Genomic DNA, 16,869 nt, shown 5'->3' with positions numbered 1-16,869 from the left:
GATAGCAAAGGCTATCTTTTGTTAATTATCCCTCTATATTTTTAAACCTTGATGTGACTTGTCCTAAGCGTTTAGAGAACAAATTAATCAAGCTTGTATAATCCATAATTACAGTGAGCATTTCATTTGAACGTTTCACATTCGTTTCTGCAGGTAATTTCTGTTTGTACTTCTCAACAAGATTATTAACTAAGTACATACGCAAGGTAAGAATGGTTTCTGAAACATACTGTGCAATACCCTGTGTTTTCTGTTTAACGAAGATATTCTGTGACTCCCAATTGTGTAACGTCCATTTCTCATCATCCATAATGATACTTGTAACCTCATTTGAAAGCTCCGTATCTAATTGCTTTAAATAGTTTTCTAAACTCCACTCATTGTGATTGTAATACGCAATTAAGTTCGAGTAAATCTTTTGAAAAAGAGAATTAGTCAAGTGTACTTCATCCTCCTGTAAACTTAAAAATACTCTTTCATAGACCTTTTGTTCAACTTTGTGTTCATTAACAACAATGTCATTCTCCTCATTGGTTTCATAAACAAGTTCCGTAAACACTTCCTTTACATTGCCATACAACAATAAGATCTCTATAATCTTGCGTTCAAGAATATACAAAGGATCGTCCTCAGGTCGGTTGCGTTGTTCGCTCTTGCTGTGAACAACCTCAAGTTTCTTGCGTTCCTCATTATATTTTTTATTTGCCTCTTGAAGCTCCTTTCTACCTTGTTGAGCAAGTGAATTAAAGATAACATCCTCCGATATATCCATAATACGCGCACACTCCTGCACATATACTTCTCTTTGTATCTGATCTGGTATTTTAGAAATACTCATGACCATATCGCGTATCAGATCAGCTTTTTTAATAGGGTCGTGTTTAGCCTCGTCCATAAGCATATTCGCCTTATAGCGAATAAAGTCCGTTGCATTCTCCTCAAAGTACTTCTCCAATTGCTCCAGCGAATGTTTACGAGCAAAACTATCCGGATCTTCTCCATCAGGCAAAGGACAAACCCGAACATTCATTCCTGCCTCTAAAATTAGATCTACTCCTCTAAACGAAGCGCGAATACCGGCAGCATCACCATCATATAGCATAGTGATATTCTTCGTCAAGCGATTTACCAAACGAATTTGGTCTGGCGTCAATGCAGTCCCTGAAGAAGCCACAACGTTCTTAATACCCGATTGATACATTTGGATAACATCTGTATAACCTTCTACCAAATAACAATTATCCTTCTTGGCAATCTCTTGTTTAGCATGTGATATACCGTACAATATTTTACTCTTATGGTAGATATCACTCTCTGGAGAATTCAAATACTTAGCAGCCTTCTTATCATTCGTCAAAATACGGCCACCAAATCCCAATACTCGACCAGACATACTCATAATAGGAAACATGACACGCCCTTTAAATCGATCAAACTTACGATCTTCTTTGACTATTGTCAATCCAGTTTTCTCGAGGTATTCCAATGAGTACCCTTTACCAAGTGCATCAGAAGTAAACGCTTCCCATTTATCAGGAGAATAACCTAATCCGAACTCTCGAATCGTATCCTCTGTAAAACCTCTCTCCTTGAAATATGATAATCCAATCGCTTTTCCCTCCTCGGAATTAAACAGTACCTCTTGAAAGTATTTCTTAGCATACTCAGACACGACGAACATACTTTCTTTCTCGTTCAGCATTTCTTTTTCTTCTTGACTTTGTTCAGTCTCCTCTATTTCAATGCCATACTTCTTAGCCAAATAGCGAATAGCTTCTGGATAGGTAAAGTGCTCGTGTTCCATAATGAAACTAATTGCATTTCCACCTTTTCCTGAACTAAAGTCCTTCCATATTTGCTTTACCGGAGAAACCATGAAAGAGGGCGTTTTCTCATTCACAAAAGGACTTAATCCTTTATAATTACTTCCCGCCTTTTTTAAATGTACAAAATCCCCTATCACCTCCTCTACTCGAGCGGCGTCAAAAACGGCATCTATGGTACTTTTGGAAATCATATTTTACTTTACTTCTTGATACTTGCAAAGATAAAAAAAGAAGTCGCTTAAGGTAATATCAAGCGACTTCTTTATATATCTTGTCAGTTTATATAACTATTTCTTTCTCTCAATAACATAATTCACCATTGTAACCAATGAATCTTTGTAAGGGGATTCTGGAAACTGATTCAAAATTTGAAGTGCTTCTTGCTGATACGCTATCATTTTAGTAGTAGCATACTCAAGGCCTCCTTTTTCTTTAACAAAGGCGATTACCTCTTTCACACGTCTTTTATCTTCGTTGTGATTTTTGACAGAATTGATAAGCCACTTACGCTCTTTTGCGTCAGAAGTATTTAAGGCATAGATAAGAGGTAGAGTCATTTTCTTCTCTTTAATATCAATACCTGTTGGTTTACCGATAGGACCATCGGTATAATCAAATAAGTCATCTTTTATTTGGAAAGCCATTCCGATCACTTCGCCGAACTTGCGCATCTTCTCTACTAATTCTGCATTGTCAGGTTGTACTGAAGCAGCACCCAACCCACAACATGCTGCAATTAAAGTCGCAGTTTTCTGACGGATAATCTCATAGTAAATTTCTTCCGTAATATCCAATCGACGGGCTTTCTCTATCTGTAACAACTCTCCTTCACTCATCTCACGAACTGCCACGGATATAATACGCAATAAGTCAAAATCTCCATTGTCAATGGAAAGAAGTAATCCTTTGGCTAATAAATAATCTCCAACTAATACAGCAATTTTATTCTTCCAAAGCGCATTAAGGGAAAAGAACCCTCTACGTTTATTACTATCATCGACCACATCGTCGTGAACCAAAGTAGCCGTGTGGATAAGTTCTATGACAGAAGCTCCTCTATAAGTACGCTCATTGACTTCGCCTTCACCGACCATCTTTGCCACTAAGAAAACAAACATGGGTCTCATTTGTTTCCCTTTGCGATTTACAATATAATAAGTGATTCGATTCAACAATGCGACCTTAGTAGTCATTGACTTGTGAAACTTTTTCTCAAAAAGCTCCATTTCAGTTTTAATCGGACTCTGTATTTGCTGTACTATGTTCATAACGAAATCAAAAATACGACTTTTTTGTTGGTAAACCGTTTCCAAAAAAAAAACTCTTTTTGCTACAAATGAAACAAAAAGAGTTTTTATAATATTATTTTCAATTACTGTTTTTAAATTAGCTTGCATAAGCTGCAGGCAATTAAGATTTATTAGCCAACTGCCCACAAGCAGCATCGATATCTTTACCGCGACTGCGTCTAACGACAACAGTTATATCATTTGCTTCTAATGCTCGGATATACGCATTCGTTGCCTGTTCTGAAGCTTGTTGAAACTCTCCATCGTCGATAGGGTTGTATTCAATCAAATTCACCTTACACGGTACATACTTGCAGAACCTAACTAAAGCATCAATAGATGCTTTATCATCGTTTATATCTTTCCATATCACGTACTCATAAGTCACTCGACTCTTCGTCTTGCTATACCAATACTGAAGTGCTTCTCTCAAATCAGTCAGTGGAAAGTTCTTTGTAAATGGCATGATTCGATTACGCGTTTCTTCAATAGCTGAGTGTAGTGAAACAGCCAACTTAAACTTCACTCCATCATCCGCCAATTTCTTAATCATCTTAGGCAAACCAGAAGTAGACACAGTGATACGCTTAGGAGACATCCCTAATCCTTCTTCGGAAGTAATCTTCTCAATAGCTTTCTGTACGTTATTATAATTCATTAACGGCTCTCCCATTCCCATAAACACAATATTAGACAACGGATGTCCGTGATTTTGTCTACTTTGTTGGTCTATGGTTAATACTTGATCATAAATCTCATCTGGATTCAAGTTACGCATACGCTTAAGGCGTGCCGTAGCGCAGAACTCACAATCTAAACTACAACCTACCTGAGAAGAAACACAAGCAGTCGTGCGCGTTTCTGTTGGGATCAAAACAGACTCCACAATAAGACCATCGTGTAACTGCACACCATTCTTGATCGTACCATCAGTACTTACCTGCATACTATCAACTTTGATGTGGTTAATGACGAAGTTAGCATCCAACATTTCACGGGTAGCCAATGATAAGTTACTCATATCCTCAAAGCTATGAGCTCCCTTACTCCACAACCACTCGTACACTTGGTTTCCTCTAAATGCCTTATCTCCCTGAGAAACAAAGAAATCCCTTAATTGTTCCTTAGATAAACTTCTGATGTCTTTTTTGTCTATTTGCATGACGCAAAGTTAATCTCAAATTATCCGACTGCCAAATACTGTAATAAAATTATAACAATAAAGTATTTAGGTTAACGGTGGACAGTGAACAGTTTACAGTCAGTAAACTAATAACCTTTAACTGTCAACTTCTTTACTGCCAGTACATGCTTACACCTCCTTCTATCTCCTTGGTACTTACCATACCACTCATAAGTACATCGCTCTTGGTCACCATCTAAAATTACCGTATGTCTCACACCTCCACTTCCATCTACGCGAGCTTCTACTCTAACTGAACTAACTTGCTGTCTGACTCAAGAGCTCTGCATTCATCCCCATTCTTATTTTGCTCCTCAGTCACTTACATTCACAAAACACTGCTTACAGTACCAAGTTTAACCACTATTCATTGATTGCTATTAAAATAAACTTTCTACATATAACCATTAAAACTCTAATACCCATAACAACAATATGAAACTCATAGTAGTTAAACTGCCACACCTCAACACGAAAAAAGCCGACCTAAAAAAGCCGACCTAAAAAGGTCGGCTTAAAAAAAATATAATGAAAAAGTGCTTATTTATTTCACCAAGCAAGTGCAGTCTTAAAACACTTACTCAGTTGTAGTATATTAAAGTACTATGAAATTACTATTTAAAAACTTCAAAACGAGTTTCCAAAAATATAATTAACATAGATTTATCGTTATTAACACTTCTCAATCTACCTTGCCAAATAACCTCCATCCACAGGGTAATATGCTCCTGTAGAAAACGAAGATTTATCAGTTGCTAACCATAAAATTAACTCAGCTACTTCTTCAGGCTTACCGAGTCTATTCATTGCGTGGCGAGAAGAAAGTTCTTTAATAACCTCATCACTATAACTCTCTGTCACCAGTGGAGTACCTATATAACCAGGCCCCACAGCATTAATGCGAATACCCTTCGTACCATATTCCCAAGCAGCTGTCTTCGTCAAACCGTTCACACCGTGCTTTGCTGCACAATAAGCAGATGAATTAGCCACGCCAACCTCAGCTAAGATTGACGATACATTGATGATACTTCCCTTTCCCTTTTTCAACATTTCAGGCAACTGATAGCGCATACCATAGAATACCCCATTGAGATTAATACTGATCACCTTATCCCAATCCTCTACACCATATTCGCCAGTTACAGCAAAGGCTCCAACAATTCCTGCATTGTTAACAGCAATGTCTAATTGACCAAAAGCAGCAACCGTTTCTTGCACTACTCTCTCATGGTCTTGAGCCTTCCCAGCATCTGCCTTAATGAAAATGGCATTTTCACCTAATGTTGATACTACTTTTTTACCTTCTGCTTCATTCCAATCTACAACTGCAACTTTAGCTCCCTCTTTGACAAATAACTCCGCTACACATTTACCTATTCCAGAAGCAGCTCCAGTAATAATTGCTACTTTGTTTTCTAATTGTTTCATATAAGTGGTTTTTATGATTTATCCTAAATTTACAACTTACTTCGCTCTAAAACAAAACCAAGTCAGATGAAAGCATCTACCCTATCTTCTCTGTTTTAACGAAACTACAATAACAATTAAAGGTTAAAAAAGCCAGCCACTCGTTAATCAAATTACTGTGCAACAAATTATTTACTACCCAGCTTCTTCACCGCCAGCACATGCTTACACATCCCTCTATCTCCTTGGTACTTACCATACCACTCACAAGTACATCGCTCTTGGTCGCCATCTAAGATTACTGTATGTCTCACACCACCAGTTCCCTCTACACGAGCTTCCACACGTCCATTAGCTTGGCTAATAATCTCTACTTTATTCTCAGCAATTAGTTTCTCTGCATTCTTTAGACGAGGATTTAGACTTAGAATGCGCTCTAACTTAAAGGGTAACCTTCTGTAAAAGAAAGCATTGTCATCTAAGTCAAAACCTAACAACCCCATAGCGGCTAATCGCCCTGTCAGACTATCTGCATCAGTGAAACTCATCCCTTCTTCCATCGCAAACATTGTCGGATTAAAACGTTGATTCGCATAAGCATATTTATCCATCGCATCTATCCACTCGTCATCCACATCCTCTATCAAGGATTCTAAAGCCGCTCCCTCTCCCGAGAACCCTCTAAAAGCTTCACGAGATAAAGACAAACTAAATCGAATATCTCCAAAATACAACTGCCAAGTGGTGCTTTGCATATCAGGATGAGGAAAGACCTGCATATAATCTATATAAGGTAATAAAGGTTCTAATAATCGTAAACGGTGAATACCTCCTACACAAATACCATTGTTTGATTTAACAGGAGAAAAGGAAGGCATATTCCCTCTCAATATCAAGTAATAATCATTCTTCACAATCCCTTTCGGAATACCTCTAAACAGTTGTTGAGCCTGTATTTTATTAAACGTATGTACACGTTCTGCCTTAGACAGGTAAATCTGTACCGTGCTCAGTCCCTTAATCCACTTAATCGGAAGAGGCACTTTGCGTTCCACTATTTTCTTATCCTCCGTCTGAATACTAACTTCCTTCTGACCTATTGACAGCAAGACATTCTCCTTTTGCTTAATGCTATTCAGCCCAGTAAGCATCGGTTGGTTAAAGTCTACATTCGTAGTCCCATTCTCTAAAAACTCTCCATCTAACCCATCAGGCAATACATCTACTCTTGCATACACTCCTGCACAATGAGAAAATCCCTCAAAGCGCACTCTACCATCCCCAGCCGTAGCGATAGGGTCTTTTAGCTTAGCCAAATCAGCAGGAGATAAATTAAAACTTGACTTCACCACATTAGACAACGCAATTAAACAACGTGCCATAATAAATGGATCTTTCACATTACCCCAAAAAAAGCATGGAGCATCTGTCTTCTTCTGTATCTCACTGTACTTCGCTAAGAATAATTCGTCTCCTCCTGTTCCTTTGGTAAGACTTGATGGATTGTTGTATATGTATGATAATAGGTCGTTCATAGTAGTGTATAATGATAAGGCAAGGTACTAAAATTCATAGAAATATAACCTTCTAGAACTGTACACATCTGTTCTCTTTTTTTAAAAAAAGGCAATTACTCTTTGATAATAAACCCATTACACATTATCTTTGTTCATTATGCAGCAATAGTAAAATAACATTTCGAATCACAGTCACACCCTACAGCGTAGTAAGTGACTCAGTTAATTTAAGCGTACCCCATCTTTAGGGTACCGTTATTTTATTATATATACTTATGCAATCAAACAAGATTAACAGCATCGTAATATTCATTACGATCACCATTATATTAGATAGTGCTGGCTTCGGTATTATCTTTCCAGTATTACCAGAACTATTAGAACACGTACTACATGCTGACCTCAGCACAGCAGCGAAGTACGGAGGTGTACTTACGTTAGCTTACGCCTTTATGCAATTTATCTTTGCACCAATCTTAGGGGTTATTAGCGATCGCTATGGACGTAGACGAGTATTATTACTTTCCCTTTTTGGATTCTCTATAGACTGTTTTATTATGGCACTTGCTCATAGTTATTGGTTACTATTCATCAGTCGGCTTATCGCAGGAGTGACAGGTGCCACCTTTGCTGTGGCATCTGCTACCATTACAGATGTTACGGACGAAGGCAACCGAACGAAATACTTCGGCTATTTAAATGCAGCTTTTAATATTGGCTTTATCATAGGCCCTTTAGTAGGAGGGTTATTAGGAGAATATCATTTTACTTACCCCTTTTACTTTGCGGGAATATTAGGTTTATTAAATGTTATTTATGGGTATTTCTTTTTTCCAGAAACCAATACTTCACGTTCACTGATGCGACTATCACTAAAAGAAATCTCCCCTTTACAATCTCTAAAAAGTATCAAACGCTTTAAACAACTAAGTCTGCTATTTATTGTATTCTTTTTATTATCTGCTGCATCACATAGCATGGAGAGTACGTGGTCATTCTATACCATGATACAGTTTGACTGGAGTAAACAGCAGGTAGGAATCTCACTAACCATTATAGGAATTATAGGTTTCTTAGTACAAGCATACCTATTGCAATACTTATCTACTAAATTATCTGACCAAAGACTTGTCTACATCGGTTTATTAACCAGCTTTATAGGATTACTCTTATTGAGTTATTGTGTTACTGAAATACAACTCTGGGTAGGTATCACATTATACTTACTAGGAAGTATACAACAGACCGGTTTTCAGTCTATGCTCTCTAAGTCACTAGATCAGCAACATCAAGGAGAACTACAAGGAGTATTAGGAAGCCTTAACGGATTAACAACTATTGTGGCTCCACCAGTATTTACCTATTGTTTCTACCTATACACACAGGATAATACCTTACCTTACTTACCTGGTATAGCCTTTGCCATAGCAGCTTTATTACTCCTAATTAGCTTATTACTCCTCTTGAGATATAAGAAGTAAGTTTTAAAAAACAGCCCTATTCTTTACTAGAATAGGGCTATTTATATTATTCTTTAGATTTAAAACTCTGTTCTATCACTTGATACCTTTTTAATATTACATCTAACTGAGCATTCTCTTTATGTACTAACAACGAAGTATAGATTTTACGACCGTCAATATCCAAAAACCTTATCAAACTTATATAAACCTAAAGAGTTAAATTAAACAAACCTTTTATTAAAAGTATAGAATGTCCTAGTGTTTTATTATCATGTACTACTTCCATTCAAAATAATTATACCCTATTTTTTCAACAGCAATTCTTACCAAGTCCTTATCCTCCACCCTATGAACAAAAAACTTATAACAATCTTCATCCACATCAAAAAACCCTAATTGCAGTCGATGTTGACGCAATACTACATCAACATCTTTAAACACTGTTGTAGAATTTACAGAACCATTAGATGGATAATTCCTAACCGTTGGTATATTTTTTATTGTTATATTCCAAATATTATCTAATGAACTATTGATTCTATAGATAAATTCATCTACCCTTTCTTTCCAATCTAAAGAAATAATAAAATCAATAGCCTCTTCATTACAATGAAAACTAACATAACGCAAGGCATCCATTTCTTCAATAAACTCTTCATGATAATTTGGTAAACTGGGCAAACGATCAATAACTATTATTAACTCATCTTTTGTTTTATTATTTGGAACACTTAATCCTATCAATTCCTTAAACCCTTCAAGAACTTTTTTATCTACTTGTAAATTCTCTTGTTTTACTTCCACCATTTTGGTAGATTCTTTACTCTTCTCCTTTATTAGAAACCACGGTTTTCCAGTAAAATCTTTTTTACTCCAAATATAAGTTACCAATACGGCGCCCACCCCAAACCAATACGCATCACTAAAATGGTAAGAGAATACAACCATTGCAAAATACTTAGTCCCTATGCCCAATAGTACTAATAGCAATAAAACAAGAAAATAAGTTGATTTTTTCATAGCTTAAATATACCAAAAAAAAAATCAGTTAACACCAATAAAAAAAACCGATACTCTTACGAGTATCGGCCTTTTCCGATTATTAAATTGTTAGTTTACTCTTATAAGTTTTGAAAGAAGTCATTTCCTTTATCATCAGTGATAATGAAGGCAGGGAAATCTTTCACCTTAATTTTACGCACCGCTTCCATTCCTAATTCAGGGAAGTCAACTACCTCTACGCTCAAGATATTCTCTTTTGCAAGGATAGCTGCTGGTCCACCAATAGAACCTAAGTAGAAACCTCCGTGTTTCTTACAAGCATCAGTAACAGCTTGACTACGATTACCTTTGGCTAACATAATCATACTACCACCTACAGCCTGGAAGCTATCAACGTAAGGGTCCATACGGCCTGCAGTTGTCGGTCCAAAACTACCAGAAGGCATACCATCCGGCGTTTTTGCAGGTCCCGCATAGTAAACGGGGTGATTTTTGAAATACTCAGGCATTTCTTGTCCATTGTCTAACATTTCTTGGATCTTAGCATGAGCGATGTCGCGCGCCACGATAACTGTACCATTCAACATTAAACGTGTTTTAATTGGATGTTTTGTCAATTCAGCCAATTGTTCTTTCATAGGTTTATCAAGGTCAATTACCACAGGCTCCTCTAAATGTGGTGCTGTCTCAGGTAAAAAACGAGCTGGATTAGTTTCCAACTGCTCTACGAATAAACCTTCAGCAGTAATTTTTGCTTTAATGTTTCTATCTGCCGAACAAGAAACACCTAAACCTACAGGACATGATGCAGCATGACGTGGTAAGCGAATCACACGAACATCGTGTGTAAAATACTTACCTCCGAACTGTGCTCCAATCTGAGATTCTTGGCAAATTTGTTGTAGTTTTTTCTCCCACTCTAAGTCACGGAACGCTTGACCGCCCATGTTACCAGAAGTAGGTAAGTTGTCATAGTATCCTGCAGAAGCTTTCTTCACAGCAGCTAAGTTAGCCTCAGCTGATGTACCACCAATCACTAATGCTAAGTGATATGGAGGACAAGCTGCTGTCCCCAAGTCCATTATTTTCTCTTTGATAAATTCCGTAAGGTTTTTTTCATTTAATAACGACTTCGTCTTTTGATACAAAAATGTTTTGTTAGCAGAACCTCCACCTTTCGCTAAGAATAAGAATTCATACTTATTCCCTTGTGTCGCATAAATATCAATTTGTGCTGGTAAGTTAGATCCAGAGTTTTTCTCCTCAAACATACTTATTGGAACAATCTGAGAATAACGTAAGTTCTTCTTTTGATATGTTTCAAAAATACCTCTTGATAAGCTCTCCGCATCATTAGTCCCAGTATATACATTCTCCCCTTTTTTCGCAACGACAATCGCCGTTCCTGTATCTTGACAAGATGGCAATTGACCTTCTACTGCTACCGCAGCATTTTGCAATAAATTATACGCTACAAAACGATCGTTATCTGTCGCTTCCGGATCATCTAAAATAGCTTTTAATTTTTCAAGGTGAGCTGTTCTCAACATAAAAGAAACGTCTGTCATAGCCGTTTCAGCAATTAATTCAATCCCCTTAGGATCAACTACTAAAATTTCTCTATCTCCTAACTTTTCTACTTTTACATAGTCAGAAGATATCTTTTTATAAGCCGTGTCATCTTTCAGTATTGGATACGGATCTTGATATATGAAGTCCATTGAATTGTTAGTTTATTTCTGAGAAGTAAATTTACTAAATATAGCGTTCAAAAATCCTTAGAATACTTCTAAATAACCAATGACTACAAGACTTCAACGGCATTTGTAATGCTTCTAAATAACAATCATACCAGGCAAGACATTAAGGTTCATGAAATATTTTGCATCTCACGAAAAAAAGGTGCAAAATATTGCACCTCTATTGTTGAAAAGAACACAATCTACACAGTACAGACGCAATACATTGTGTCTGATAAAATTCCAAAATAATCGTTTTACCACTTCTTACTTCTTTACGTTTACCAGATCCCTTTGTAGTTATAGAAATAAACTGTACTATTCTTAATATCCAACACAAAACAGTCCCCTTCTCTTGTATAGAAATAAACTAATTCGATTCACACCGCATACTACTTCTCACAGTATAATACCATTATTATCGGTAAGTGATAGTATAGTGATAGGCTTATTTTGGTACTTTTAAGCCTATCACATGCCTATCACATGCCTATCACATGCCGACCACAAGCCGACCACCCCATTCTGATTAGTATTATATTCCCATTTACTAACTAACGTGAGTTCGACTTAAGCTATTAGTCTATTTTGATCAATAATGTCGTTAATATTATTAATAGAAGGCTTTTTCGGGAAGTATGAATATGTAATCAAAGCAGCTAACATATTTGCTATAAAATTATTAAAGGATCTGTGTCTTGTATGTTCTACTTGACACATATTCTTTAATTCATCATTTACAGTTTCAATAAGTGCTCTTTTCTTTAAATGTATTTTATCGGCAAGTAGCATCATTGAGTTCTTCATGTTTTTTTTGATTTTAGTAACTAAATGTACTCCATCAACGAACATTTGTTCAAAAAGATCTTTACTGATATATCCTTTATCTCCAAAGAGTTTACCAAAAATACGTTTATGAAAATTCAATTCTTTTAAAGGTTTTCTATCATCAACATTGGCTGGAGTTAATAAGAAATCAAGTATTTCACCTTTATCATTTATAATTAAATGAAGTTTAAACCCCATAAACCAACCAATAGAACACTGACCTTTTGTTGCTATATTCTTAAATGTTTTATGCTGCTTTTCTCTTTTAATGTGTGACACTCTTAAAGGAGTAGAATCTATAAATGAAACTCCTGTACATTTGCCTAATCTATTAGATTTTAAGAAGATTCCTAAAGGTACAATAACCGTTTTTTGTAGTTCTACAAAGCGATTATAAGAAACAGTTTTAGGAAATTCCTTTTGCATATGAACTTTTACATAATCAATATAATAATGTTTTAAACATCTAAAACCACTATCATGAAATAAAATCAAAATAGTCATTACTTCACTTGCATTAAGTGTTGACTTTCGATTACGTTTTTTCTTTGTACTATCTGATTCAATACTATGAGATTGCAAAACATTTGAATATGCTTTAAAAAATTCATCGACTTCATAATAAATTTCAGTAATTTTGTCTGTAGATAACATAGAGATAGTTTTAGTTAAATATTTGTGATTCAGAACCTTAAATATACTAATCCTATCTCTTTTTTTATAGCTTTTTTTTGCTTTTTCTTATATCGAACTCACGTTAACTAATATTAATTGGGTTATATACAACTCTATTGCTAAAAACTGATAAGGTATTAAATGAAAAAAAGCCCAGAAATTAAATATTCAGGGCTTTAATGGTCTATTATATCTTGTTATTTACAAACTTCGCATATACAAAATTAGCGCATCCATTTCCATTTTTGAAAAGCGCTTAGTGATCGTTAAGTTAGGTTGCATCATTGAAAAATTAGCTGGTTCAATTATTGCATCGGATTTTCCTCTTAAAAAAGCTTCTAAGTCAGCTCCAACAGCATCATAGCCTTTTACAATTTCACGAATACTCGGTCCAATCATTTTTTTGTCCGCCATATGGCAACTTGTACAATTCCCCTTTCCTCTAAAAAGCTTATCTCCCTTATCAAGTAATTCAGCCTCTGTCCATTCTTTTTGATCATCTAAGTTTGTATTTGCTTTTTGATCTTTACCACCACAAGCTACCACACTCATAAGTATAAATAACAAAGCGCCAGTTTTTATAAAATTCATCATTGTTGTTGTTTATTTGTTTGTTCAAAAATAAAAAAACAAAACATACCTAACAGTATACAAAAGCGTCCTTTTAGTGCACTTATCGGACAAAATTAAACTTTACATTCGCATATAATGCGAATAGTAGCTTAACTAAAAAATTTCATTCGCTATATCGAATAAGTAAAATTCATAAACTGCTCTTCGATTTGCTTCCTTAAAAGAGACATTGTAATGCCAAGATAGGAAGGCAAAAAACAATTTGGTTTAAAATTGGAAAAAGAATACAATAGTAGATTAGACTATCCACATAGTTATTAACATTGTTGATAACCGCCGTTAATAACAGTCCTTAAAGTGTTAACAATTGTTGATAACTTCACTTACATCACACAATAAATTCCTTTTATTAAACAATAGAATATAGATTTAAAACCTATAATACAACTACTTACGAATATTAAAACCACTAAATAGTATAGAAAAAAAGATATACACCGAATTAAGAACTAATCCCCCTTTTTCAATCCAGTATTGTGGATAACTATACGTTTATATACTATTATACACAAGCAATAATTCAATAAAGGGAAATACTGCTTGACACTTTAATTAGTTTTCACATAGCCAGAACAAGGATAACAAGACATTTATCAACCTATTTAATTTATGACGCATAAAATGATAAATATTCTAAAATAAAAGTTAAATTTGTCAAAAATTAAAATTTCATACTATGAATCAAGAAAATTCAGCTCCAGACTTATCAAAATTAATAAGTGAATTAAAAAAAGGAAACTGGAAGATTATCGTACTCCCACTTGTACTGTGTGCAGGGATAATGTATTTCTTATACGTCTATATGCCAAACCGTCAAGAGATGAACAGAACAGATTTCTATTATACAAACTATGAGAAAGCTGAAGCTACAATCTTAGACACTTATGGTAATGGTAGAATTGGGAAAGGACAGGCAACACTGTACAAGATACAATTTGTAACAGCTAAAGGAGAAACAATCGTTGCGGAATATAGACAAGACACCTTCTTAGCAAAGGATAAAGGAGAGAAAATTGTTATCTATTACGACCCTGAAAACCCTTACGGTCAAACTTCGGAAGAAAGATACTTGGAAGAAAAGAGAATTCGCGACAAACAAGCTAACAAATAAGAAGTAAAGAATTGATAGATTTACTATCCTAATGGTAATTGGCTATTAAACAATAACAAAAAAGCTCAGTGAAATTAATCACTGAGCTTTTTCTATTTATTATACTTGATACAACTATTATTTATTCAAAAGTATTGCTGCTTCTTTAGCGAAGTAAGTTGAGATAATACTTGCTCCAGCGCGTTTGATACACGTTAATTGTTCCATCATGATCTGATCGTGGTCAAGCCATCCTCTCTCTGATGCAGCCTTTACCATAGCGTACTCACCCGATACTTGGTACACCGCTACAGGCACATTCACAGCGTCTTTCACTTCGCGTACGATATCTAAATAAGCCATACCTGGTTTTACCATTAGGATATCAGCTCCTTCTTCTACATCATATAACGCCTCTTTTACAGCTTCGATACGATTAGCATAGTCCATTTGGTATGTTTTTTTATCTTTTGGTATTTCTACATCTGCTCTTGGTGCACTGTCAAGTGCATCGCGGAATGGTCCATAGAATGCAGATGCATACTTAGCAGAATAACTCATGATACCTACATTCGTAAACCCTGATTGGTCTAATGCTTCACGCATACGCAAGATACGCCCGTCCATCATATCACTCGGTGCTACGAAGTCTGCTCCTGCCTCTGCGTGAGATACGCTCATCTTCATTAGTGCATCTACTGTAGGGTCATTCACTACTACTCCATTCTCGATAATACCGTCGTGTCCGTATATAGAATATGGATCTAATGCTACGTCTGGCATTACGATCATATCTGGACAAGCATCTTTTATCGCTTTGATAGCAGTCTGCATCAATCCATTAGGATTCCATGCTTCTGTACCTGCATTGTCTTTTAAATGATCACTTACTTTTACATAGATATTCACTGCGCGAATACCTACTGCATAAAGCTCTTTTACTTCCTTTACTGTCAAATCCACAGAACGTCTGAACATACCTGGCATCGAAGGAATAGCTTCTTGTACATTAGTCCCTTCTGCTATAAACATAGGGAACATAAAATCTTGTGGAGTCACGATAGTCTCTCTTACCAAACTACGAATAGACTCATTTGTTCTTAATCTTCTACCTCTTTGTAATGGAAACATAATCTTTTTGGTTTTATATGTTTATATACTATTGTTAATGCACGGATTACAAATCCGCGCAATCATTGTACCTGTATTGTGATAGACGTAATTCGTTACGTCTATACTATTGTCTTGGATTTATAATCCGTGCGTGACCTATTTCACCCAATCAATTGGTTCTGCCAATACCTTCAACAGTTTTTCTTCCCAACTGTTTTCTTCTGGATGGTGGTCATATACCCATTGTACATGTGGTGGCAGACTCATTAGGATAGATTCGATACGTCCATTGGTTTTTAATCCAAATAGAGTTCCTTTATCATGAACAAGGTTAAACTCTACATATCTACCTCTTCTGATTTCTTGCCATGTACGGTGTTCATCACCATAAGGGGTATCCATACGACGTTCTACGATAGGTGCATAAGCTTCTAAGAAGCTATCTCCTACTTCGGTTACGAAGTCATACCACTGTTGCATAGACATTTCTTCTGTTGCTTCTAAGCGGTCAAAGAATAATCCTCCGATACCACGTGCTTCATCTCTATGCGCATTCCAGAAATATTCGTCACATTGCTTTTTATACAATGGATAAAATGCTGGATTATGTTTATCACAAGCTGTCTTACATACAGTATGGAAATGCGTAGCATCCTCATCGAATAAGTAGTATGGTGTTAGGTCTTGTCCTCCACCAAACCAAGAACGCACTACTGTACCTTCTTTGTCATACATTTCGAAATAACGCCAGTTGGCATGTACAGTAGGTACCATAGGACTCTTTGGGTGAATCACTAACGATAATCCACAAGCGAAGAAATCTACATCTCCTACATTAAAGTACTTTTGCATCGCTACTGGTAACGGTCCATGCACGGCAGAGATATTCACTCCTCCTTTTTCGAATACTGCACCATTCTCGATTACACGTGTGCGACCTCCACCACCTTCAGGACGTTCCCAAAGGTCTTCTTGGAATATTGCTTTTCCATCTATATCTTCAAGTCCTTTTGTAATCGTATCTTGAAGTTGTTGTATATATTGATAAAATTGTTCTTTCATATTCAAATAGTGCCAATCCTACAGCAGTAGGACACTTTA

14 protein-coding genes are annotated in these 16,869 nt (G+C 35.9%); 2 read left to right on the top strand and 12 right to left on the bottom strand.

Going from position 1 to position 16,869, the window contains the following annotated elements:
- Positions 1-25 precede the first annotated feature (25 nt).
- From dnaG to NWE55_RS08350, 6 genes are all read right to left on the bottom strand, one after another.
- Complete coding sequence (gene dnaG / locus NWE55_RS08375) at positions 26-2,017, bottom strand: DNA primase (RefSeq protein WP_155091533.1); 1,992 nt, start codon at positions 2,015-2,017, stop codon at positions 26-28.
- Between the two features lie 96 nt (positions 2,018-2,113).
- The gene (locus NWE55_RS08370) at positions 2,114-3,094 is read right to left on the bottom strand and encodes a polyprenyl synthetase family protein (protein ID WP_258204696.1); all 981 of its coding nucleotides are present in this window, start codon (positions 3,092-3,094) and stop codon (positions 2,114-2,116) included.
- A gap of 142 nt (positions 3,095-3,236) precedes the next feature.
- Entirely contained in the window at positions 3,237-4,277 is a 1,041-nt protein-coding gene (rlmN, locus tag NWE55_RS08365) for a dual-specificity RNA methyltransferase RlmN (RefSeq protein ID WP_155091534.1), read from the bottom strand.
- 107 nt (positions 4,278-4,384) lie between these two features.
- Positions 4,385-4,516, bottom strand: coding sequence for a hypothetical protein (locus NWE55_RS08360; RefSeq protein ID WP_258204695.1), 132 nt, complete (start codon positions 4,514-4,516; stop codon positions 4,385-4,387).
- A 469-nt stretch (positions 4,517-4,985) separates the two neighbouring features.
- Positions 4,986-5,729, bottom strand: coding sequence for an SDR family NAD(P)-dependent oxidoreductase (locus NWE55_RS08355; RefSeq protein ID WP_155091535.1), 744 nt, complete (start codon positions 5,727-5,729; stop codon positions 4,986-4,988).
- A 167-nt stretch (positions 5,730-5,896) separates the two neighbouring features.
- A complete protein-coding gene (locus tag NWE55_RS08350; RefSeq protein WP_155091536.1) occupies positions 5,897-7,243 on the bottom strand; it encodes an SWIM zinc finger family protein in 1,347 nt (448 codons plus the stop codon).
- 257 nt (positions 7,244-7,500) lie between these two features.
- On the opposite strand from NWE55_RS08350, the gene NWE55_RS08345 reads away from it, so the two are divergent.
- A complete protein-coding gene (locus NWE55_RS08345; protein WP_155091537.1) occupies positions 7,501-8,706 on the top strand; it encodes a TCR/Tet family MFS transporter in 1,206 nt (401 codons plus the stop codon).
- A 258-nt stretch (positions 8,707-8,964) separates the two neighbouring features.
- Here the strand turns inward: NWE55_RS08345 and NWE55_RS08340 are convergent, their stop codons facing one another.
- The 4 genes from NWE55_RS08340 to NWE55_RS08325 form a co-directional block, all read right to left on the bottom strand.
- Entirely contained in the window at positions 8,965-9,708 is a 744-nt protein-coding gene (locus NWE55_RS08340; RefSeq protein WP_155091538.1) for a DUF6630 family protein, read from the bottom strand.
- A gap of 101 nt (positions 9,709-9,809) precedes the next feature.
- The gene (locus tag NWE55_RS08335) at positions 9,810-11,411 is read right to left on the bottom strand and encodes a fumarate hydratase (protein ID WP_155091539.1); all 1,602 of its coding nucleotides are present in this window, start codon (positions 11,409-11,411) and stop codon (positions 9,810-9,812) included.
- Positions 11,412-11,999: 588 nt separating this feature from the next.
- Positions 12,000-12,911 carry an IS982 family transposase gene (locus tag NWE55_RS08330; protein WP_155093499.1) on the bottom strand — a complete coding sequence of 304 codons (912 nt, stop codon included), beginning with the start codon at positions 12,909-12,911 and terminating at the stop codon, positions 12,000-12,002.
- A 222-nt stretch (positions 12,912-13,133) separates the two neighbouring features.
- Positions 13,134-13,526, bottom strand: coding sequence for a c-type cytochrome (locus NWE55_RS08325; protein ID WP_155091540.1), 393 nt, complete (start codon positions 13,524-13,526; stop codon positions 13,134-13,136).
- 715 nt (positions 13,527-14,241) lie between these two features.
- Between NWE55_RS08325 and NWE55_RS08320 the strand changes: the two genes are divergently transcribed.
- Positions 14,242-14,676: a DUF3592 domain-containing protein gene (locus tag NWE55_RS08320; RefSeq protein WP_155091541.1), complete on the top strand. Its 435-nt coding sequence runs from the start codon at positions 14,242-14,244 to the stop codon at positions 14,674-14,676.
- A 117-nt stretch (positions 14,677-14,793) separates the two neighbouring features.
- Here the strand turns inward: NWE55_RS08320 and hemB are convergent, their stop codons facing one another.
- Entirely contained in the window at positions 14,794-15,786 is a 993-nt protein-coding gene (hemB, locus tag NWE55_RS08315; protein WP_258204694.1) for a porphobilinogen synthase, read from the bottom strand.
- 138 nt (positions 15,787-15,924) lie between these two features.
- Positions 15,925-16,830: an oxygen-dependent coproporphyrinogen oxidase gene (gene hemF / locus NWE55_RS08310; protein ID WP_155091543.1), complete on the bottom strand. Its 906-nt coding sequence runs from the start codon at positions 16,828-16,830 to the stop codon at positions 15,925-15,927.
- Positions 16,831-16,869 lie beyond the last annotated feature (39 nt).

Source organism: Myroides albus (genome assembly GCF_024722315.1).
GTDB lineage: Bacteria > Bacteroidota > Bacteroidia > Flavobacteriales > Flavobacteriaceae > Flavobacterium > Flavobacterium album_A.
This window is presented reverse-complemented; position numbering and strand designations above follow the sequence as displayed.